Origin of the sequence: Klebsiella sp. 141240 (genome assembly GCF_050600805.1) — a bacterium.
Lineage (GTDB): Bacteria > Pseudomonadota > Gammaproteobacteria > Enterobacterales > Enterobacteriaceae > Klebsiella > Klebsiella aerogenes.
Map to the genome: position 1 here is coordinate 240,931 of NZ_JAQIRK010000004.1, position 21,893 is coordinate 262,823.

17 protein-coding genes and 3 pseudogenes are annotated in these 21,893 nt (G+C 59.3%); 16 read left to right on the plus strand and 4 right to left on the minus strand.

Features of this window, described 5'->3' with window-relative positions; translation table 11 throughout:
• Positions 1 to 37 precede the first annotated feature (37 nt).
• Positions 38 to 1,618 (minus strand): rhodanese homology domain-containing protein, encoded by a 1,581-nt coding sequence (locus PGQ95_RS09735; protein WP_430917869.1) that lies wholly within the window; start codon positions 1,616 to 1,618, stop codon positions 38 to 40.
• Positions 1,611 to 2,216, minus strand: a complete 606-nt coding sequence (locus PGQ95_RS09740; RefSeq protein WP_113374131.1) for a cysteine dioxygenase — start codon at positions 2,214 to 2,216, stop codon at positions 1,611 to 1,613. Before PGQ95_RS09740 ends, PGQ95_RS09735 begins: the two co-directional genes overlap by 8 nt.
• Before the next feature lie 107 nt (positions 2,217 to 2,323).
• On the opposite strand from PGQ95_RS09740, the gene PGQ95_RS09745 reads away from it, so the two are divergent.
• From PGQ95_RS09745 to PGQ95_RS09775, 7 genes and pseudogenes are all read left to right on the plus strand, one after another.
• Entirely contained in the window at positions 2,324 to 3,217 is an 894-nt protein-coding gene (locus PGQ95_RS09745; RefSeq protein WP_430917872.1) for a LysR family transcriptional regulator, read from the plus strand.
• 145 nt (positions 3,218 to 3,362) lie between these two features.
• Positions 3,363 to 4,467: pseudogene (locus PGQ95_RS09750) on the plus strand (LLM class flavin-dependent oxidoreductase).
• 34 nt (positions 4,468 to 4,501) lie between these two features.
• Entirely contained in the window at positions 4,502 to 5,596 is a 1,095-nt protein-coding gene (locus PGQ95_RS09755) for an acyl-CoA dehydrogenase family protein (protein ID WP_213316806.1), read from the plus strand.
• Positions 5,597 to 5,601: 5 nt separating this feature from the next.
• Complete coding sequence (locus PGQ95_RS09760; RefSeq protein ID WP_213316767.1) at positions 5,602 to 6,576, plus strand: ABC transporter substrate-binding protein; 975 nt, start codon at positions 5,602 to 5,604, stop codon at positions 6,574 to 6,576.
• Positions 6,573 to 7,610: an ABC transporter substrate-binding protein gene (locus PGQ95_RS09765; RefSeq protein ID WP_430917875.1), complete on the plus strand. Its 1,038-nt coding sequence runs from the start codon at positions 6,573 to 6,575 to the stop codon at positions 7,608 to 7,610. Before PGQ95_RS09760 ends, PGQ95_RS09765 begins: the two co-directional genes overlap by 4 nt.
• Positions 7,591 to 8,586, plus strand: coding sequence for an ABC transporter permease (locus PGQ95_RS09770; RefSeq protein WP_087857892.1), 996 nt, complete (start codon positions 7,591 to 7,593; stop codon positions 8,584 to 8,586). The genes PGQ95_RS09765 and PGQ95_RS09770 overlap by 20 nt, the downstream gene beginning before the upstream one ends.
• On the plus strand, positions 8,580 to 9,356 hold the full coding sequence (locus tag PGQ95_RS09775) for an ABC transporter ATP-binding protein (RefSeq protein WP_430917877.1): 777 nt from the start codon (positions 8,580 to 8,582) through the stop codon (positions 9,354 to 9,356). Before PGQ95_RS09770 ends, PGQ95_RS09775 begins: the two co-directional genes overlap by 7 nt.
• 95 nt (positions 9,357 to 9,451) lie before the next feature.
• Here PGQ95_RS09775 and PGQ95_RS09780 read toward each other — a convergent pair whose 3' ends face one another.
• Positions 9,452 to 11,524 (minus strand): TonB-dependent siderophore receptor, encoded by a 2,073-nt coding sequence (locus PGQ95_RS09780; RefSeq protein ID WP_430918051.1) that lies wholly within the window; start codon positions 11,522 to 11,524, stop codon positions 9,452 to 9,454.
• A gap of 505 nt (positions 11,525 to 12,029) precedes the next feature.
• Here PGQ95_RS09780 and PGQ95_RS09785 point away from each other — a divergent pair.
• The 8 genes and pseudogenes from PGQ95_RS09785 to PGQ95_RS09820 all read left to right on the plus strand — a co-directional run bounded on the left by PGQ95_RS09785 (position 12,030) and on the right by PGQ95_RS09820 (position 19,182).
• Positions 12,030 to 12,851: an ABC transporter ATP-binding protein gene (locus PGQ95_RS09785; RefSeq protein WP_087857890.1), complete on the plus strand. Its 822-nt coding sequence runs from the start codon at positions 12,030 to 12,032 to the stop codon at positions 12,849 to 12,851.
• On the plus strand, positions 12,848 to 13,873 hold the full coding sequence (locus PGQ95_RS09790; protein WP_087857889.1) for a FecCD family ABC transporter permease: 1,026 nt from the start codon (positions 12,848 to 12,850) through the stop codon (positions 13,871 to 13,873). Before PGQ95_RS09785 ends, PGQ95_RS09790 begins: the two co-directional genes overlap by 4 nt.
• Positions 13,870 to 14,922, plus strand: a complete 1,053-nt coding sequence (locus PGQ95_RS09795) for a FecCD family ABC transporter permease (protein ID WP_430917880.1) — start codon at positions 13,870 to 13,872, stop codon at positions 14,920 to 14,922. Before PGQ95_RS09790 ends, PGQ95_RS09795 begins: the two co-directional genes overlap by 4 nt.
• Before the next feature lie 11 nt (positions 14,923 to 14,933).
• Positions 14,934 to 15,886 (plus strand): annotated as a pseudogene (locus tag PGQ95_RS09800) (iron-siderophore ABC transporter substrate-binding protein).
• A pseudogene (locus PGQ95_RS09805) lies at positions 15,831 to 16,782 on the plus strand (MurR/RpiR family transcriptional regulator). Before PGQ95_RS09800 ends, PGQ95_RS09805 begins: the two co-directional pseudogenes overlap by 56 nt.
• A gap of 95 nt (positions 16,783 to 16,877) precedes the next feature.
• Positions 16,878 to 17,645, plus strand: coding sequence for a basic amino acid ABC transporter substrate-binding protein (locus PGQ95_RS09810; RefSeq protein WP_430917882.1), 768 nt, complete (start codon positions 16,878 to 16,880; stop codon positions 17,643 to 17,645).
• A 63-nt stretch (positions 17,646 to 17,708) separates the two neighbouring features.
• A complete protein-coding gene (locus PGQ95_RS09815; RefSeq protein ID WP_020079062.1) occupies positions 17,709 to 18,473 on the plus strand; it encodes an amino acid ABC transporter permease in 765 nt (254 codons plus the stop codon).
• The gene (locus PGQ95_RS09820; protein ID WP_032715551.1) at positions 18,460 to 19,182 is read left to right on the plus strand and encodes an amino acid ABC transporter ATP-binding protein; all 723 of its coding nucleotides are present in this window, start codon (positions 18,460 to 18,462) and stop codon (positions 19,180 to 19,182) included. Before PGQ95_RS09815 ends, PGQ95_RS09820 begins: the two co-directional genes overlap by 14 nt.
• Positions 19,183 to 19,235: 53 nt before the next feature.
• Here PGQ95_RS09820 and PGQ95_RS09825 read toward each other — a convergent pair whose 3' ends face one another.
• Positions 19,236 to 20,435, minus strand: a complete 1,200-nt coding sequence (locus tag PGQ95_RS09825) for an MFS transporter (RefSeq protein WP_316424606.1) — start codon at positions 20,433 to 20,435, stop codon at positions 19,236 to 19,238.
• 257 nt (positions 20,436 to 20,692) lie between these two features.
• Between PGQ95_RS09825 and PGQ95_RS09830 the strand changes: the two genes are divergently transcribed.
• Positions 20,693 to 21,856, plus strand: a complete 1,164-nt coding sequence (locus tag PGQ95_RS09830) for a M20 aminoacylase family protein (protein ID WP_430917885.1) — start codon at positions 20,693 to 20,695, stop codon at positions 21,854 to 21,856.
• The last annotated feature ends 37 nt before the right edge of the window (positions 21,857 to 21,893 follow it).

Consider the following 21,893-nt stretch of genomic DNA (forward strand, 5'->3'; position numbering starts at 1 on the left):
CTATTCCCGGTGGCCGTGTCGCCACCGGTTTTTTGACTTACAACACCTTAAAGCCGTGGGTACCATCACGCGCTAACTGTTCCACCAGACCAAACTCCCAGTCGAGATAAGCCTGCATCGCCTCAGCGGAGTTATCGGTTCCTTCATAAGGCCGTCGATAGCGATCGCTGCGCGCTGTTGCCAGATGCGTCTCGCCCTGTTCTAGCGCCAGCCCGGCATCAATCCACGCCAGCGTCCCGCCGCTTAACAGTTGCACAGGCTTACCGGTCAATGCCGCGACTTCAGGCACGGCGTAGCGGGCCAGCAGGCTGCTGCCACAGGTGACAACGTAACGTTTTGCGGGAGGGATGAGCTCTAGCGCCTGACGTAGCTGTGAACGCACCAGCCACCAGGCGCCGGGGATATGCCGTGCGACATAGTTCGCGCTGGTGGTGAAATCCAGTACCACGGTGCCGGGTTCGCGCAATTGTTCCGCTAACTGCGCTGGGGTTATCTCCTCAGCCTGCGGCGCCGGCGGTACGCTGGCGGGCGGAACGCCGCGCTCGCTCAATTGCTCAACGCGGACATCGCGTAAAACCGCCACTTCCCAGCCCATCTGCGCCAGCCAGGACGCCGCGATCGGCGCGCGGATCTCATCATCGGCGACCAGCACAATCCGCGCTCCGCGTACGCTGGCGTAATGATCGGTTTCCTGCACCAGCTGGCCGCCAGGGGCATTCACGCTGTGCGGCAGATGGCCTGCGGCATACTCCTCGGGGCTGCGAACATCAAAGAGATAGGTGGTGCGGCTCGGCTGCTGTTGCCAGCGGGCTAAAGTCGTGGCATCAATGAAGGCCACGCCAGCGCGCTCGGCCAACTGCGTCACCGCAGCCACGCGCTGCGCTGAGGCGCGGAAATCGGCGTCGTAGCGCCGCTGTTGGCCGTGCTCGAGTTCCAGTCCGGCTAAGGTCCAGCCGATGGTACCGTTGCGCAGTGCGTATACCGGATTGGCTAAGCCGGCATTGCGCAGCGATTGACTGCCGACAATGCTGCGGGTACGGCCGGCGCAGTTAACGATCACTGTCGTTTGCGCCGACGGCAGCAGGCCTTCGATGCGTAACGCCAGCTCCCCGCCGGGCACGCTGATGCTGCCGGGAATATTCATCGTTTGATATTCATCGAAACGACGCGCGTCGACCACCACGACCGGCTGTGGCCCCTCGATCAGCGCCTTCACTTCCTCAGCGCTCAACGACGGCGTCTGGCGCTCGCTCTCTACCAGCTCGCCGAACGCTTTGCTCGGTGAGTTAACGTCCTGAAAGAGCTCACCGCCGCTACGCTGCCAGCCCGTCAGTCCGCCTGCCAGTAGCGCGACATCCTGATAGCCCCAGCGTTGCAGCCGTTCAAGGGCCTGCTCCGCGAGACCTTCGCCGTTATCGTAGAGGGTAATCGGCGTCGTCAGGCGCGGCACGCGGCGAAAAATCTCCAGCTCCAGCTTGCTGAGCGGCAAATTAGCGGCAAACAGCGGATGGTTAGTGGCAAATGCGGCCTCTTCGCGAACATCGATGAGCGCCACTTCCGCGCCATCGATTAGCGCCTGGCGCACCTCGGCTGGCTGGCGGTAATTGTAGTCAGGCATATTCATTATCCTTTGAGAGATCCCAGATATTGGGCAAGTGGCGGTTGGAGTAACCGGAGACGAAAGGTTTGGCGATCCCATCCGCGGTATAAACAGCACGCCGGACGCCGCCAATGTTAGCGCCGTAGACGTGAATACTGATTGAGACGTGGTCCGCGAGCGCATTACTCACCCGATGAATATCGCCATCGCGGGAAGAGACTTTTTCCACCTTGCCGGGTGAAAGCCGTTCAGCAGGACCAGTGGCGATCGGTAAACCGCGTTCGTCGAGTCGGTAGCGCTGGTTCTCCTCCGCGCCGCGCAACATACCGATGGCTCCCCAGACCCGATGGTCGTGGATCGGCGTCGATTGCCCCGGCCCCCAGACGAAGCTGACAATCGAAAAACGTTGGCCGGAATCGGCATGCAGCAAATACTGCTGATAGTGGTGGGGATGCGGTAGGGTGTACTCTTCCGGTAACCAGTCATCTTTTTGCACAAGCGAAGCCAGGCGCACGGCGACGGCGTCGAGCAGGGGGGCCTCATCGGTAAACTGGCGATGCAGGGCATCAAGGTCTTGAATGAACTGGCGTAATTTTTCCACTCGCGGTGCGGTCATGGTGGTTTCCTGTTGTCGGGACTGGTCATTACGCTAGCAAAGGCGTTAATATAATTAAAATGCAATTTCCGCATATATTAATATGCAAAAATCACATTAAGGATTGTATGCGTATCGACGACATTGATGCTCTGCTGGCTACCGTGCAGTTTTCCTCCCTAAACCAGGCTGCGGAATATCTTGGCATTACCCAATCGGCCATTACCCGTCGGCTTCAGCGCCTTGAGCAAACCCTCAATGTGACGCTGCTGGAGCGCCAGACCAGGCCCCTGACGCTCACCGCCGCCGGGCACCGGGTGTATGAACAATGTCTGAGCATCAAGCGGGAAACTAAAAAGCTGTACGGTCTGCTTGACCCGGAGGCGGAGCCGCAGGGCGTTCTGCGTCTTGGCGTGCCGCAGAGCGTGGCGGAAATCGCCCTCCAGCCGGCGCTGAGCGCGCTACGCCAGCAGTTCCCAGCTCTGGAGCCGCAGGTGACCTGCGGCTGGAGCGGGCTGTTGCAAAAACGGCTGGAGAGCGTCGAACTGGATGGTGTTCTGGCGATGGGACCGCAACAGCAGCGCTTTGCTGACGGCTACAGCGGGAGGCTGCTGTGTCCGCTGGATATCGTGGTCATCGCGGCGAAAAGCTGGCGACTGCACGCCGGAGCGCTGCGCGACTGTGCGCAGCGAGGCTGGATACTGAATCCCGACGGCTGTGGTCTGCGGGCCGGGCTAATCCGCGAACTACAATCGCAGGGGCTGCGGCTGGCGCTGAACGTCGAGACCGCCGGCGCCCAGTTGCAAATCAGCCTGGTGGCGCAGGGGCTGGGGCTTGGCCTGGTGCCTCGCGCCGCGCTGGCGGCCAGCCCGTGGCGCGACGAAGTAGCCACGCTTACGCTCGCGGATTTTCAGCCGCAAGTGCATCTGTGGCTGGTACAGGCGCAGAATCTGGCTAACCTCAGCCAGCCGCTGACTTTTTTCGCCGAAAAAGTGGTCCAGCAACTTAACGCATCTTTCTGATACGTATATGTTATTTTAATAAATGCTTATCTTGCATATTAAGTTATGATAAAAATGCATTTTGTTCATTAAGTGCCTGTGTATAGGGTAATGAAAACGCGCCGCCGCCGCGGCCCATTCATTACCTTGCTACCAGGAGTTCTGTATGAGCATTCAGTTTCTCGGCATGATCGGCCACCGCCTGTCGTCAGAAACCATCGCCCCGGTAGGGCCGATTTTTGACCGTGATTATATTGTGCGCTTCGCGCAAACACATGAAGCCGCGGGGTTTGACCGTCTGCTGGTGGGGCATTGGTCCGATCAACCCGATGGCTTTTTGGTGACCGCGCTGGCGGGGTTGTCGACACAAAAGATAGCTTTCCTGCTGGCGCACCGCCCCGGTTTTGTCTCGCCAACTCTCGCCGCGCGTAAATTCGCCACCCTCGAACATCTGCTCGGCGGCAGGCTGGCGGTACATATCATCAGCGGCGGCAATGACGCCGAGCAGCGCCGTGACGGCGATTATCTCGACCACGACCAGCGCTATGCGCGCACCGACGCCTTCCTCGATACCATCCGCAAAGTCTGGACCGCCGAACAGCCGGTGGACATCGACAATGATTTTTATCAGGCGCAACAGGCCTGGTCGGCGATTCGCCCGCTGCAGAAACCGCATATTCCCCTCTATTTCGGTGGCTCGTCGGAGGCGGCAATTACGGTTGCCGGTAAACACGCTAACGTCTTCGCGCTATGGGGGGAGTCGCTGGCGCAGACTGCGGAAACTATCCAGCGGGTACGTGCCGAAGCGGCAAAACATCAGCGCGAGATCGATTTCAGCGTGTCGTTCCGGCCGATTATCGCCGATAGCGAAGCGGAAGCCTGGGAGAAGGCCGAGCATATTCTGCATGTCGCCACCGAGCGGGCGGCGCAGAACCAGGGGGGATTTAAAGCCAAGCCCGATAGCGTTGGCGCGCAGCGTCTGCGGGCTACGGCGGCGCAGGGTAAGGTGGTGGATAAACGCCTGTGGACCGGCATCGCGCAGCTGGTGGGCGGCGGCCACAACTCCACCGCGCTGGTCGGCACGCCGGAACAGGTTGCCGATGCGCTGCTCGACTACTACGACCTCGGCGTGCGTAACTTCCTGATCCGCGGCTTCGATCCGCTGAACGATGCACAGGAGTATGGCAAAGCGCTGCTGCCGATTACCCGCGAAAAAGCCGCGCTGCGCGCCGTGGCGGAGCGCGCATCGTGAGGCAACCCCCTATTGCTGATTGGCCGCGGCAGCTTGCCGAGATCCGCCAACTGATGGCGGAGGAGGCGGCCAGCCTTGATGCCAGCGGCGATTTTCCCCATCGCAATATTGACGTTCTGCGCCGACGCGGATTTTTAAGCCTTGCCGTACCATCGCAGTATGGCGGTGCAGGCGCCAGTTTAGCCGAGCTGCAACAGGCTATCGCCGCCATCGCCTGGGGCGAACCGGCGACCGCGCTGATTGTCTGCATGCAGTACCTACATCATCTGAGGCTGGCGGAAAATACGCATTGGGCTGAGCCGCTACGCCAGCGCGTGTTTGATGATGCGCTCACAAACGGCGGGTTGATGAATAGCCTGCGCGTCGAGCCGGATCTGGGCTCTCCGGCGCGCGGCGGCCTGCCGCAAACGATAGCCAGCCGTAACGGCCGGGGCTGGCTGATTAACGGTCACAAAATTTATACCACCGGTATCGAAGGGTTGAGCTGGCTGGCTCTGTGGGCGCGCAGCGACGACAACCCGCCGCTGGTCGGTAGCTGGCTGGTCCCTGCCGACAGCGAGGGCATTAGCGTAGTGAAAAGCTGGGATCACGTAGGCATGCGGGCCACCGGCAGTCACGAGGTGGTGCTGAAAAACGTGCAGGTATCCGCCGGGCACGCGGTAGACGTTTGGCCTGCCGACGAGCCGCCCGCGCCGGACGCCGAACAATTTCGTCTGTTTGCTAACCGTCATACGGCGTTGCTGGCGGCGATTTACGACAGTGTAGCCCGCGCGGCGCGCGACTGGCTTGTCGCGTGGCTTGGTGCGCGGGTTCCCGGCAATCTTGGACAACCGCTTTCCAGTCTGCCGCGGGTACAGGAAAAAGTGGGGCAGATAGAGGGGCTGCTACTGGTTAACCGCACTCTGCTGGAGAATGCCGCGGAGCTGGGCTTTTCCGCTATTGAGGCCAATCTGGCGAAAGTCACTATCACCGATAACGCCATTCTGGCGGTCAATCTGGCGCTTGAACTCACCGGCAATCATGGTTTAAGCCGGCAAAATCCTCTGGAACGCCACTATCGCAACGTCCTGTGCGGGCGGGTACATACGCCGCAGAACGACAGCGCGTGGCAGGCGGCGGGTAAACACGCTTTTCAACAACAAGGATAATTAAGATGCGCATACCTCATTTTACCCGCATAGCCGGGGCGCTAATGCTATTGACGCTGAGCGGCTATGTTGCGGCTCAGGAAAGAATCACGCTGCGAATTGCCGATCAAAAAGGCGGCATGCGGTCGCAACTGGAGGCTGCTAACGCCTTGCAAAACCTCGCTTACGATATTAAATGGGCCGAGTTTCCTGCCGCCGCGCCGCTGGCTGAAGCGCTCAACGCCGGCGCGGTTGACGTGGGGATTATCGGCGATGCGCCGCTGCTGTTCGCGCTGGCGAACGGCGCGCCGGTAAAAGCTATTGCCGTCGATAAGAGCAACCCGGCGGGGACCGCCGTGCTGGTGCCGCCCGGCAGCGCGTTAAAAAGCGCGGCGGATCTGAAAGGTAAACGCATTGCCACCGGTAAAGGATCAATTGGCCATTTTGTGGCGCTGAAAGCGCTGGAGCAGGCGGGGGTCTCGCCGAAGGATGTCCAGTGGGTATTCCTTGGCCCGGTGGATGCGAAAGTCGCGCTGCTTAACGGTTCGGTAGATGCCTGGGCGACCTGGGAGCCCTATACCACGCAACTGGTGAAAACCGCCGAAGGGCAGATTCTGGTGAGCGGTAAAGGGCTGTTGCCGGGTAATACCTTCCTGGCCGCCACCGATAATGCGCTGAAGGATCCACAAAAGCGCGCGGCGCTTCAGGATTATCTCACCCGACTGGCCGGCGCCGAGCGTTGGGCATACGCCAATCTCGATAGCTATGGCAAAACGCTGGGGGAGATCATTCGCTTCCCGGCGGAGATCGCCCGCGCGCAGTTTGCCAACCGCCAGTCGCAGTGGCAGCGGCTGGACGCGCCGACGGTCGCCCAGCAGCAGTCGACGGCGGACTTTTATCTTGCCAACGGCCTCATTCGCGCAAAGCTCGATGTAACGCCGACATTTGATAACGGCTTTAACGTGCCGGTCGCGCCGGTTCATGCGGAGGCGGCGCCATGATGACCACACGTTTTACCCGTCGTCGTTTCTTACAATTTACCGGCGGTCTGGCGCTGGCCGGGGCGTCTGTGCCGCTATGGGCTCACGATATGGCGGAGATGGCGAGCGGCGATGAACATCCGGCGCTGCGTCTGGCGCAGCCTTACAAAATCAAGCTGGCGATCAACAAAAGCGCGGTGTGCCTGGCGCCGGTCGCCGTCGCGGAGCAGCAGAAGATTTTTAGTAAATATAATCTCGACGTTGAGTTTGTTAACTTTGGTAACTCGACGGATGTACTGCTGGAAGCGATTGCCACCGGCAAGGCTGACGCAGGGGTAGGCATGGCGTTACGCTGGCTGAAGGCGCTGGAGCAGGGGTTTGACGTCAAACTTACCGCCGGAACGCACGGCGGCTGCCTGAATTTGTTGACGGCCAAAAACTCGCCTTTTAGCGGTCTGGAGAGCCTGAAAGGGCAAACCATTGGCGTCACCGATATGGCTGGGCCGGATAAAAACTTCTTCGCCATCTTGCTGAAACGCCACGGTATCGACCCGATTAGTGATGTGCAGTGGAAAGTCTATCCGGCCGACCTGCTCAGCGTGGCGCTGGATAAACGCGAAATCGCCGCCATTAGCGGCAGCGAACCCTTTAGCTATCGCCTGCTGGAAACCGGGAAATATCAGCTAATCGCCAGCAATATGACCGGCGATTACGCCAATCTTAGCTGCTGCGTGCTGGGCGTCAGCGGCTCCCTTGCGCGCGATCATAAACCGGCGGCGGCCGCGCTTACCCAGGCGATTCTGGAAGCGCACAGTTATGCCGCCGCGCACCCGGAAAGCGTGGCGCAATCTTTTCTCGCCCATGCGCTAAATACTAACGAAGCGGAGGTTAGCGGCATTCTTCACGGCCAGGGGCACGGCCATCATGCGGTGGGCGTGGCTTTTGTTAAAGAGCTGACGCAGTATGCCGTGGATCTGCAGCGGGTACAGGTCATCAAACCGGGAACCGATCCTCATCAGTTTGCGGAGAGTATTTATGTCAACGTTTTCGCCTGACCGCGCGCTCGCCCGACCGGGGCTCGGCGCTCTGCTCTGGACGGAGGGCGGGCTTGCCGCCGCGCTATGGCTGCTGGGCGGCCTGTTCACGCAGGCCTGGCCCGATGCCGGTCGGCGCTGGCCGTTTAGCGAGGAGTGGGCGCTGGCGCAGTTCACTCTCGGCGGCGGACTGCTGTTACTGACGCTGAGTTACCGTTACTGGCGCCAGCGGGGCGCGCGTTTGCAGCGTGCCGGAAAATGGCTGGCGCTGCTGCCGGTGCTCTTCGCGCTATGGGAAGGGCTGACGGCCAAGACGGCGTTTTTGCCGGTGCCGTTTTTCGCTCCGCCGCAGGCGCTGATTGAAGTCCTGCACGATGACTGGCCGCGGTTGCTTGATAGCCTGCTGCATTCGCTGGGGCTGCTCGGGCTCGGAGTACTGCTCGGCACCAGCTGTGGGTTTATTAGCGGGCTGGCGATTGGCTGGTCTCAGCGTATTGGCTATTGGGTGCATCCGGTATTACGCCTGCTGGGGCCGGTGCCTTCCACCGCGCTGCTGCCGCTATGCCTGTTTATCTTTCCTTCAAGCTTCGGCGCCAGCGTTTTTTTAATCGCGCTCAGCACCTGGTTCCCGGTCACGGTATTAACCTGGTCCGGGGTCATTGGTATCGATAAAGCGTGGTATGACGTGGCGCGAACGCTGGGAGCCAGCCAACGGTTCCTGATCCTGCGCGTGGCGATCCCCGCCGCGCTGCCGAACGTGTTTGTCGGCTTATTTATGGGGCTTGGCGCGTCGTTTTCAGTGCTGATTGTCGCCGAAATGGTCGGCGTCAAATCCGGGATCGGTTTTTATCTGCAGTGGGCGCAGGGCTGGGCGGCCTATCCGAATATGTACGCGGCGCTATTCGTGATGGCGTTGTTATGTTCCGGCCTGATTAGCGGGCTATTTATGATTCGCGATCGGCTGCTGAGCTGGCAGCGCGGAGGGATGCAATGGTAAGTGCCCAGACAATTTCGACCGGTGCGGCGGTGGCGGTACGTCATCTTCATCATGCTTTTACATTGGGCAAACAGACGGTGCCGGTGCTGGAAAATATCAGCCTGCAGCTGCGCCCAGGGGAGAGCGTCGCGCTGCTTGGCCCCTCAGGATGCGGTAAATCGACGCTGCTGCGTCTGCTGGCGGGGCTGGAGCCACAGCAAAGCGGGCATATTGAGATTGACGATGCGGCGATAGGCGGGCCGGGGCCGGAACGGATCCTGGTTTTCCAGGACCCAACGCTTTATCCGTGGCTGACGGTGCGGCAAAACGTGCTGCTGGGGCCGCAGGCGCAGGGGAAAAAGGGGCAGGAGCCGAAGGCCGACGCGCTGATTTCACGGATCGGGCTGCAGGCGTTTAGCGAGGCGTGGCCGCGGCAGCTTTCCGGCGGGATGGCGCAGCGTGCGGCGCTGGCGCGCGCGTTGCTCAATGAACCGCGTCTACTGCTGCTTGATGAGCCGCTGGGTAAGCTGGATTCGCTTACCCGTATCAGCATGCAGCGCGAACTGATTGCGCTGTGGCAGCAGCAGGGTTATACCAGCCTGCTGGTGACCCACGATATTGAAGAAGCGCTGCTGCTCTGCGAGCGGGTGCTGGTGATGTCGCCGCGGCCGGGGCGCATTATCGCTGAGTTTACGCTTCCGCTGGCGTTTCCCCGCCATCGCGACAATCCACTGCTATTGCAGCATCGGCAGGATATTTTGCGTATCCTCGGCCAGGAAGAGGATTGGTAAGCCAAATGCATCATCCGGTATTTCCCCGCAGCAGGGGCTGAGGGGAGGTAGCCCGGATAAGGCGCAGCGCGCCGCCATCCGGGGCAGGGCAAGGCTTAAAAATCCATTTTCACCGTAAACTGCACTTCACGCGGGTCGCCAATCTGGTTGCCGAGATTATTGGTGCCGATTGACGAGGTGTAATAGGTCTTATCAAACAGGTTCTTCACATTCACCTGTAGCGTTACCGGATACTGCAGCTTCATTTTGTAGGCCGCGAAGACGTCGGCCACCGCATAGCCCTGCAGATAATAATCCGCGCCGTTGGTGCCGGACCGTTTGCTGACCGCGTGGCCGCCGCCGCCAACGGTCAGGGTGTTGCTGTTATAGACGTTATGAATGTCATAGGTCAGGAACAGCGAACCGGTATGTTTTGGCACGTTCGGTAGCGGTTTACCGGCATAATCGGGATCTTCCAGCACTTTGGCATCGGTATAGCCGTAGCTGGCGATGACGCTGAGGTTATCGGTGATCGAGCCCGCCAGATCCACCTCCACGCCGCGCGAGCGAACCTTACCCGCGGTCTTCGCCACCGTCTCGTCGCCGATACTTTCGGTATACAGCACGTTACGTTTATGAATATCAAATAACGCGATATTGGCGGTAATACCCTCTAAAAGGTCGAATTTCGCGCCAACTTCGTAAGAGGTGGACTCTTCCGGCGGCAGTTCGCCGATGTAGCTGGCAATTGACGACTGCGGCATAAACGACTGGGCGACGTTAGCAAACAGCGACACATTTGGCGTTACCTTGTAGACCAGGCCAGCCTTCGGCGTCCATTTCTCATCGCGGCTATCGGTATTGACGTTAAACGGACGGCCTTTACCGGCATACTGGGTGTAATACTGGTAGCGTACGCCGGCCACGGCAATCCAGTTATCGGTCAGGTACAGGGCGTCCTGCAGATAGGTCGCATAGCTCTCCTGCTTGATGCGCTGATCGCTATCGGCAGCGGAAACGGTATTACAGGTATCGAGAGTGCCGTAAACCGGATGATAAATATTAAAGCCTTTCACGTTCTTACAACGCAGCATATCGGTACGCAGCAGATCGTAATTCTCATAGGCGACGCCGGTCAGCAGTTCATTATAAAAGCCGCCGATCACCACGTTGCCTTGTAGATCGGCGCGGGTGGAATGCATCTTTTGCGTTGAGCCATGCGTGCCGTCGACCCGGCGGGTCAGGTTGCCGGTTGCAGAATCATAGGCCATTACCCTGGCCTGGTTATCGTTGTAGTGATCCTGGCTGTAGCTGTAATCAAAGCGCGCGGTCCAGGCGCTGTTAAGACGATACTCGGCGTTCAGTTGGGCAATATCGGAATAACCATCGGTGATATTAAAGGCTTCATCGAAACGGGTTTTACGGTCGACGTTGACCGCGTGGCCGGTATTGAGATCGAAAATCGTGCCGCGGTCAAAGGGGGCGCTGTAATCGCGATGTGAATACGAAGCGGTAATGGTTGCGCTATCGCCAAACCAGGTCAGGGAAGGGGCGATAAAGCTGCTTTTGTTCTTGCCGAAATTACGCCAGTAATCTTCATTTTGATATTCGCCGATCAGTCGATAGGCCAGATTTGTGCCTTCGATTGGCCCGGTCACGTCGAAGCTCCCCGTGCCGCCGCCAAAACTGCTGGAGGTGGCGGAAACCGAACCAGAGAACTGGCGCTCGGGGCGTTTGGTGACCACGTTTATCAGCCCGCCGGGGTCGAGAATGCCGTACAGCGTCGAGGCCGGGCCCTTCAGAACTTCAACCCGCTCGGTAGCGGCGTTAAAGCTGCGCGGTAGAACGGTACGCAGGCCGTTGGTCATGATAGAACCGTCGCGATTGGCGCCGAAGCCGCGGCGGGTAAACGCATCCTGGGTACCGCCGAGGGTATTGGTCTGCACCACGTTGGCGACGTTATACAATGCTTCATCCAGCGAGGTAGCGTGCTGATCTTCCAGCACCCGGTCGCTGACGGTATTCACCACCTGCGGAATATCCAGCAGCGGCATTGAAGTCAATGTCGCCGTGGACGAACTCAGCGGCTGATAACCGCTGGTGGCGTTCTGCTGGCGGCCGTCAGCCACTACGGTAATGGTGTCCTCCGCGTCCTTGGTATTCTTTGCCGCGTTATTTTCTGCGGCTATTAATCCCGGTGAGGCTAAAAAAAGAAGCGAAAAAAGCGCGCGCCCTTGCAATGTCCTGCAGGCGACATGGGGTTGAGTCATTATCTGTTTCTCGTGAACGAATCTGCCTTTGCGGTCAGATAAAGCCAATTAAATCATTGCCCTGAAAATAAAACCTATCCGTTAAGCGTCTGAATGCGCCTTCAGATATGTAATTGAGAATCATTCAAACACGAAGAAATGTAGTAGTAAATGTTATGTAAGATAAAAAAGCTGCGCTGAAGAAAAGCGCGATTTAGTAGTCTGTACCAGGTGATGTGATGATCTTATTTTATTGATTATAAATAGTATTCATAAAATTCATTTTGTCTCCCCATGAGGTCCTGAACGTGAAGGAAGCAACATGCAGCACAGTATTGACTACTACATTCATCCCCTTCATGATCAAAAGAGAATGAGATTTATTTTTATTTGACTGCAGAACGTTGAAGGCGGACGCCGGAACGCTGCGGCGCAGGAGCGAGTTATGCCACAGCGGGTAAACCCTGCAGAGAAGGGGATCGTCCTGGAATCCCTGTCGGCCGGCTATGGCCAGACGCTTATCGTCGATGACATTAATCTGACGATCCCCAGCGGTAAAATGACGGTGCTTGCCGGGGCTAACGGCTCAGGCAAATCAACGCTATTATCGACCATCGCCCGGATGCTAAAACCGCTCGGCGGCTGCGTGCGTCTGGACGGAAAGACCATCCACGACATGCCGACCAAAGCGGTCTCCCGCCAGTTGGGGATCCTGCCGCAATCGCCGCTGACGCCGGAAGGGCTCACGGTGTTCGAACTGGTATCGCGCGGGCGCTACCCGTGGCAGGGGCTGATGCGCCAGTGGTCTGAAGCCGATGAACAGGCGGTGGAAGAGGCGCTGCAATTAACCGGCACCGCCGAATTCGCCCATCTGCCGGTCGACAGCCTTTCCGGCGGTCAGCGTCAGCGCTGCTGGATAGCGATGGCGCTGGCGCAGCAGACGAAAACCATTTTACTGGATGAGCCCACCACCTGGCTCGACCTGCGCTATCAGGTCGATATTCTTGAACTTCTGCAGAGCCTGACCCGTCAGCATGGCCGCACGGTGGTAACGGTCCTTCACGACCTGAACTTTGCGGTGAACTACGCCGACCTGCTGGTATTTCTCAAAAAAGGGCGGATAGCCGGGACCATTTCAGAACACGAAATCTGCAGCCCTGAACTGATTAAAAACGTCTTTGATGTTGATGTGCAGATGTCAATCAATCCGCAAACCGGCAAACCTTTCTTTATGCCGTTTCGCGCAAGCCAGGTCGTTGCCCTATGAGCGCCGCCGTGCTGTACGCCACACGGCGTCGTACTCGTCCGCGGCTGGCGATGCTGCTGTTAGCTCTGCTACTTATCATCGGTTCGCTGATTCATCTTGGCTTAGGCGCCCGCTGGATCGCGCCGCAGACGGTCCTGCAGGCACTGCTCGAGTACGACCCGCGAAACTTCGATCACCGTATTATTGTTGATTTACGTCTGGTTCGGCTGGCAGCGGCGCTGTTGACCGGCGCGGCGCTTGGCGTTGCCGGGGTGCTGCTGCAGACGGTGATCCGCAACCCGCTTGGCGAGCCGCATATTCTTGGGCTCAACGCCGGCGCCTCGCTGGCGATGGTTGCGACCTCGGCGCTGGGCCTCTCTGTCGGCGATTTTCCAGCGGCGCGCCCGCTAACCGCCGCCTGTGGCGCGGCGCTGCTGTTCGGCGGGGTAATGGCGCTGGCTTCTGCCGGGCGCGGCGGGGCGACGCCGCTGCGCATCACGCTATGCGGCGTGGCGATCTCGGCGTTTGCCTCGGCGGTGACGGCGGCGATTTTAATTCTTGATGAACAAACGCTGCTGGCAATGCGCACATGGCTTGCCGGCGATCTGGCCGGATTGAACTGGGCTACCCTACAGGCGGCGCTGGTGCCGGCGCTTTCTGGCATGGGACTGGCGCTGCTCCTCGCGCCACGTCTGAACGTGCTGGCGCTGGGCGATAAAGCGGCGCTGGGGCTGGGGGTGAATCTGGTGCAGACCCGGCTGCTGGGGCTGGCCGCTATTGCGCTGCTGTGCGGCGCGGCGGTGGCGGTGGCCGGGCCTGTTGGGTTTGTCGGGCTGGTGGTGCCGCACGTGGTGCGCCGTCTGATAACGCAAGATATTCGCCTGGCGTTACCGCTGGCGGCGCCGGTAGGGGCGCTGGTGCTGGTGCTGGCGGATATCGCCGCCCGTACCCTCGTCGCCCCGCAGGAACTGGCGACCGGCGCGATGACCGCGCTGGTGGGGGCGCCGCTATTTATTTTTATCGCCGCGAGGTTTTTTAAATGATACGCGCCGTTCATCGCGCTGGATTTCGGCCTCTGGGGTTCGCTTCAAGGCATCTGTTGCTGCGTCCGGCAGCATTGAAAATTGCCGCCTTCATGCTGCTCTTTTTGCTGGCGCTGGGGCTCTATAGCCTCAGCCGCGGCAGCTTTCCGCTGTCATCTTCGACATTGGCGCGTGCGCTGCTGGCGCCGGAGAAGCTTGGCGAGCAGCAACGTTTCATCCTGTTTGACATCCGCCTACCGCGAATTTTGATGGCGCTGCTCTGCGGCGCCATGCTTGGCCTGGCGGGAGCGGCAATGCAGAGCATTACCCGTAACGGCCTGGCGGACCCCGGCCTTATTGGCGTCAAAGAAGGGGCCAGCATTGTGGTGCTGGCGCTAATCCTGTTTTTTCCGGCCGTAGGGCTGGCGTGGCGGCCGCTGGCGGGAATGCTCGGCGGCGTGCTGGTGGCGCTGTTGGTGCTGGCGCTGGCGCGCGATTGTTCACGTCCGCGCTTTATTTTGATTGGCATCGGGGTGTCGTGGACGCTGGCGGCGGCGGTTGGCATTTTTATGACTACCGCCGACGTACGCGACGTACAGACGGCGATGATCTGGCTCTCCGGTAGCCTGCACGCGGCGACCTGGCCGCTGCTGGTGGTCGCGTTTTGCTGGGCGCTACCTGGCGCACTGATTCTGTTCTGCACCGCCCGCGCGGCGGATGCGGCGCTGCTGGGCGACCGTACCGCCATCGGTCTTGGCGTGCGTTTGCCGCAGCTCACGCTACTGCGTTTCTTCGCCCCCGTGCTGCTGACCTCTGCCAGCGTTTCCTGCGTTGGCAGTCTGGGTTTTGTCGGCCTGATGGCGCCGCATATGGCGCGTTTCGTCCTGCGCGGCGGCCAGGTGGCGCTGCTCTGCGGCAGCGCGCTGATTGGCGCGTTGCTGGTGCTGGCAACCGATACGCTGGGGCGGCTGGCGTTTGCGCCGCTGCAGATCCCGGCGGGGATTGTCATTGCGCTGGTAGGGTGCCCATTTTTTATTGCTCTGCTTTGGCGTCGCCGTGACGCCCTGTAAATCAAAAAGGATTGTTATGCGTTGGTTCGTTTCTCTGCTGGTGCTGTGCGCGGGCGCTGCCGCGGCTGCCGATTCGCAAACCTTCACCGACGATTTAGGTCGTACGGTGACCGTACCGCTGCATCCGCAGCGAATCGTTTCGATGCACGATCTCGATATCACCATCCCGCTAATTGAGCTCGGAGTGCCGCCGGTGGCCAGCCATGGCCGCACGCGCCCGGACGGCAGCCACTACCTGCGTTCCAGCGCCCAGTTGACCGGCGTCGATTTCGACAATAGCGAGATCCGCTTTATTGGCACCGCCGATATCGACCTTGAGGCCGTGGCTGCGGCGAAGCCGGATCTGATTATTACCGAGCCTAGCCGCCATGTCTCGGTGGAGCAACTGGCGAAAATCGCGCCGACGGTCAGTATCGATCACCTGCAGGGCAGCGCGCCGCGGATTTACCGCCAACTGGCGCAGCTCACCGGCAGCCAGGCGCGACTGGCGGTGCTTGAGCGTCGTTATCAGGAACAAATTAAACAGCTAAAGGCCACGGTCGACCCGCAGCAGTACCGCGTGTCGGTGATACAGGCGAATAACGGCAAGGTGACGGTACACTACTCCTATCACGCGCTGGGGCGAGTTCTGCGTGACGCCGGGTTCCGCTTCCCCCCGTTGATCGACAAGATCCCCGATGGCCAGCGGATCGACGTCAGCGCCGAACAGCTACCGGAGCTGGATGCCGATTTTGTTTTCGCGACCTGGCGTTCGGACACCGGCGGTAAGCCGCAGGATGAGCTAAAGGCCATGGAGGCGGTAATGCCCGGCTGGTGTGACTTCATGCGCGCCTGCCGAACTGGACGCTATATTTTGCTGCCGCGCGAAGAGGTTATTTCTAATTCGTACGCCGCATTGACGCTGATGGTTGCTCAGGTGCAGTCGCACATCGCCGGGCGGCCGATTCCGGCGGGGGCGAAATGAAAACGGGAGTGAAAAAAGAGAAGGGCAGAGTCGATCTGTTTGGCGAGCGTTTTCGCGCTCGCGCGCATCAGCTTTCGCCCCGTTTACGCGAGGTGGCAAACTACATCAATGATAATCGTGAAGTGGTACTGGAACGCACGGCGATGGAGATCGCCACCGCTACCCACACCTCCGATGCCACCGTGGTGAGGGCGATTCAGGCTTTAGGTTTTGCCGGGCTGCGCGAGTTAAAAGAGACCATGGCGCGCTGGTTCGGGCCGTCAGCGACCTCGTCGGAAAAGATGCGTTCGACGGTGGGGGCGCTCTCCTGTGATGTCAATTCCAGCATCGATTTTGTGCTCGATGGGCATCAGCGCGCCTGTGAGGTGCTATCGCGTGCGGATAATCGCGCGGCGGTAGCCCAGGCGGTGGCGCTGCTGGGCGATGCGCGTCAGGTGGCGATATTTGGCATCGGGGCGTCGGGGATCCTCGCCGAGTACACCGCGCGTCTGTTTAATCGTATTGGCTTACCTGCCTGTACCCTCAACCGTACCGGCTTCAGTCTTGCTGAGCAGTTGATTAGCCTGCAGCGCGGCGACGTGCTGATTATGATGGGGCAAAAATCACCGCACCGGGAGGGCATGACCACGTTGCGCGAGGCGCAGCGGCTGGGGATCCCAACGATATTACTCACCCAGGCGCTGGATTCGCGCTTCAGTCAACTGGCACAGGTGGTGATTGATGTTCCGCGGGGCGGCGATAACGGGCGAGTGCCGCTGCACGGTACGGTGCTGATTTGCCTTGAGATGATCGTGCTGTCCGTCGCCTCGACCGCGCCGCAAAAGACGGTCAAATCAATGAAGCGAATCAATGAATTGCATCGAGCCATCGGCAAATCAGGTGGTCAACGCGGTTGAACAAAAGATAATTCACTCACCAGACGCTTTCCGGTTGCATGCCATGCTAAGTATGTGTATTTTTATGCAAAATAAATGCATAAAAAGGATGTCTCATGGTCAAGAATTTGCTCAAAGCGTGTTTCATGATGGCCGCGCTGGCGGCAGCCGGACAGGCGGCTGCGGAAACCTATACCGTCGGTTCTGGCGGCACCTACCGTCCCTTTGAATTCGAAAATAGCCAAAAGCAGCTGGAAGGCTTTGATATCGATATCATTAAAGCCATCGCCAGGGCCGAAGGTTTTGACGTCAAACTGGTCAGCACCCCCTGGGAGGGCATTTTCGCCACTCTGGGTACCGGCGATCGCGACATTATCATCTCGGGTATTACTATCACCGATAAACGCAAACAGATGGTGGATTTCTCCGCGCCGTACTTCCCGGCCGAACAGTCGATTGTGGTGCCGGAAGGTTCAAAAGTGAACTCGCTGGCGGCGTTGAAAAACGAAAAAGTCGGCGTGGTGAACTCCAGCACCGGCGATATTGTGGTTTCGCAGGAACTGGGTAAAAACAGTACCTCCATTAAGCGTTTTGACAATACGCCGCTGATGCTGCAGGAGCTGTTTGAAGACGGCGTTAGCGCCGCGGTAGGCGACGTCGGGGTGGTTAAATACTACATCAAGCAGCACCCGGAAAAGCAATTCAAGCTGGTGCCTGACGCCAAATTTGAGCGCCAGTATTTCGGCATCGCCGTCGCTAAAGGTAACAGTGAACTGCTGGGCAAAATCAACGCCGGTTTGCAGAAAATCGTTGCCGATGGCACCTACGCCAAAATCTATAAAACCTGGTTCGATGACAACGTGCCGACGCTGCCTGCGCAATAACACCAATTTTCAGTGACCGCGGCTGTCGCTCAGGCGATGGCCGTATTTTTTTAGGGAAGGACTATGACGGGATTCCGTTGGGAGATCATCGAGGAGTACGGCCCGCTGTTTATGGACGGCGCCTTGATGACGATTAAATGTACCATTATCTGCGTGATCCTCGGGACGCTGTGGGGGTTAACGCTTGGACTGGGGCGGATGGCGAAGGCCGAGCACGGGCCATGGAAATATATTCTGCGTTATCTGGTGCAGTTTCCGGTGCGCTTCTACGTCAGCGCCTTCCGCGGTACGCCGCTGTTTGTGCAGATCATGGTGGTCCACTTTGCGCTGGTGCCGCTGTTTATTAACCCGCGCGACGGCCTGCTGGTCACCAGCGGAATAATGAGCGCCGATTTCGCCCGCGAACTGCGTTCTAACTACGGCGCGTTCCTCTCCTGTATCGTGGCGATTACCCTCAACGCCGGGGCCTACGTGTCGGAGATCTTCCGCGCCGGGATCCAGTCTATCGACAAAGGGCAGATGGAAGCCTCGCGCGCGCTGGGTATGCCGTGGTGGAAAACCATGCGTAAAGTGATCCTGCCGCAGGCATTTCGCCGCATTCTGCCGCCGCTTGGCAACAACGCTATCGCTATTGTTAAAGACTCATCGCTGGCCTCGGCGATCGGGCTTGCCGATCTGGCCTACGCGGCGCGAACCGTCTCCGGCGCTTACGCCACCTACTGGGAACCCTACCTGACTATCTCGCTGGTCTATTGGGTGATTACCTTCCTGCTGGCGCAGCTGGTTAACCGTCTGGAAAAGAGGTTTGGCAAAAGTGATTCACATTAATAATCTACATAAGCGCTTTGGCGATAGCCACGTGCTGCGCGGCATCAGTTGCGATATTAAACCACAGGAAGTGGTGTGCATTATCGGGCCCTCCGGCTCCGGCAAAAGCACTTTTCTGCGCTGCATGAATGCGCTGGAAACCGTGAGCGAAGGCGAAGTGGTGGTCAACGGCTTTGCCGCCCATGACCGGACGACCGACCTCAACAAGATGCGCGAGAGCGTTGGCATGGTGTTTCAGCGCTTCAACCTGTTCCCGCATATGACAGTGCTGGAAAACCTGCTGATGGCGCCGATGAATCTGCGCAATATGCCGCGCCAGCAGGCGGTCGACCTGGCGGATGCCTTGCTGGCGAAGGTGGGACTCAGCGATAAGCGCGATGCCTGGCCTTCCAGCCTCTCCGGCGGTCAGCAGCAGCGGGTAGCGATTGCCCGTGCGCTGGCAATGAAGCCATCGATCATGCTGTTTGATGAGCCCACGTCAGCGCTGGATCCGGAACTGGTAGGGGATGTGCTGGAAGTGATGAAAAATCTCGCCAGCGAAGGGATGACAATGGTTATCGTGACCCACGAAATGGGCTTTGCCCGCGAAGTGGCCGACCGGGTGATTTTCATCGATCAGGGCGTGATTCAGGAAGAGGGCAAACCGGCGCAGATCTTTAGCGCGCCGACCAATCCGCGCACCGCTGCCTTCCTCAGTAAGGTGCTGTAGCCAAAAGCAAAACGGGCAGGTGGAGTCCCGCCTGCCCGTTATCAACAACTCCGCTATTGCGCGGTCTCGGTAGCCTCTTCCATGTCTTCTTCCTGCTCATTGGCGAGCAGCGTTTTTTCATTCTTGCTAAGGCACTGGATTAACAGGAACAGCACGCCGCTGGCGAACAGGGTGATGATCAAGCCGTCATAGCCGGAAACGCCAATCAACAAGCCGCTGACAATCGGCCCGGCCACGCTACCCGCTGACCAGAAAAAGCCAAATAGGGCGTTGATCATGATGAGCTTTTGCCCGCTAAAGGTTTTGCCTGCCCGCACCAGCGACAGGGTATAAAGCGCGCCCGCCGCGGCGCCGAGCAGCAGGCAGATAGCCATCAGCTGTACGCGCGAGGCGAGCATAAACGGCAGCGCCAGTAGCGACAAGCTAAAGATAACCGCGCAGATAAGATGCACGCGACGGATGCCGAAGCGGTCGGCAACCCATCCCAGAGGCGCCTGGAACATGGCGTCGCCGGTGAGGACGACGGTGACCAGCAGTACCGCCATCGTTTCATTTAAACCTTTATCGATGCCGTACAGCGGCAGTAGCGCGAGAATACTGGCGTCGAAGAAGGCAAAGCAGAATACCCCAGAGGCCAGAACTGGCAAGAACGCCCCCAGGCTACGCCAGCTGGCGCGCTCGGCAAGGCTTTCGCGACTGCCGCGCGGCAGATGACGCAGCATCAGCAGGCAAACGGCGGTAATGGCGACAATTGCCATCAGCGCCGCGTGTTGCCAGGCGGGGCCGACGGAGATAAGCAGCGGGCCGGCGAGCTGGCAGCCGGTAAAGGCCGAGGCATAGATGCCGGTGAGAGTGGCGCGATTACTGCCCGCCGCGCCGCCGGTTATCCAACTTTCCCCCAATACGATAATGACGCCGGAGGCGAGTCCGGTCAGCAGGCGCGGCACTAGCAACAGCGTCATGTCGGTGGTCATGCAGGAGGCGATGGTCGCCAACGCCAGCAGGATTAGGCTAACGCTGAGCAACGCGCCCATTTCAAAACGACGGCACAGCGCGGGAGAAAGGAAAGAAGAGAGCATCATTCCAGCGGGCGGCAGCGCGGCCAGCAGGCCGACATAAAGCGGAGCAACTTGCTGCTGCGCCAGCTCAAGGCTGATTAATGGCACCGTATAGCCGGTGATAAATCCCACAAGTGAAGCGGCCATGATCATCGCCAGCGTGGGGGCCAGGCGATTCTGGTCTGGGTTAAACATTGTATTCCCGATAACGGAAGGTTGCAGGTGAATAATCCGGCAAAACGCCGACCAGTCTGCATGATAATTAATCAGCTGACGGAAGTCACCGCTGAAATAGCTACTATTTTTGATATCGATAAAACGATCCGCTGGTGAATAGACAAAAATCATCATCGCTGAAGTTGTCAGCCGCGGGGGCGAAAGGATATAACGAAGGGTGCCGCCTGGAAGCAGCAGGACGGGGACTACTCATTCAGTAATGAAAGGAACAGGACATGGCGGTATCGTCTTCACTGATTGCCGAAGCTATCGGCTGGCGTCGCGATTTTCATGCTCATCCGGAGCTCGGGTACCAGGAGCAGGAGACCTCGCGTCGGGTCGCCGGGCTACTGGCTTCGTTCGGCCTGCAGGTGCATGTCGGGCTGGCCGGTACCGGGGTGGTCGCGACGCTTGAGAATGGCCCGGGGCCGGTGATTGGCCTGCGCGCCGATATGGATGCGCTGCCGATCGCTGAACAGGGGGCGGTGGAATATCGTTCGCGTCATGCTGGCGTAATGCATGCCTGCGGCCATGACGGCCACACCGCCATGCTGTTGGCCGCCGCTGCGCACCTTGCGCAGACCCGCAGCTTTGGCGGCACCGTGCATTTTGTCTTTCAACCCGCGGAGGAGAACCTCGGCGGCGCGCGCAAAATGGTGGAAGAGGGGTTGTTCGAGCGCTTCCCGATGGACGCCATTTACGCGTTGCACAACTGGCCAGGCTTGCCGCTGGGGCATGTGGCGGTGAATCCCGGGGCAATGATGGCCTCGCTTGACTCCTTTGAGATAACGCTCACCGGTAAAAGCTGCCATGCGGCGATGCCGGAGAGCGGCGCCGACCCTATCGTCGCCGCCGCACAGCTGATTATGGCGCTGCAGACGATTCCGTCGCGCCGCCTGTCGCCTCAGGATTCCGCGGTGGTCAGCATTACCCAGATCAACGGCGGCGAGGCGATCAACGTGCTGCCGGACCGCGTGGTACTGCGCGGGACTTTTCGCTGCCTGAGCAATACGGTGCGCGAGCGGGTAAAAAACCTGATTGAGCAATACGTGCATACGCAGCCGCAGGTTTCCGACGTTGACGGTCAGATTACGTGGTATCCAGGCTATCCGGTGACCAAAAATGATAAACAAGAGGCGCTGAAGGTGCGAGAAGTGGCGCAGGCCGAGCTCGGCGAAGCCGCGGTGCGCTGGCAGATCAATCCTTCCATGGCGTCGGAGGATTTTGCCTGCATGCTGGAAGTGTGTCCCGGCGCCTATTTCTGGATAGGGACAGATGGCGAGACGCCCTCGAGGCCGCTGCATAATGCCAGCTACGATTTTAACGACGATCTGCTGGCGCCCGGCGTGGCGCTGTGGACGGCGCTGGTGGAAAAGCTGCTGCCTGCCGGGAAGGGCTAAGTTTTCGTGCGCCGCGGAAAGCGGGTCAAGGGTCTCC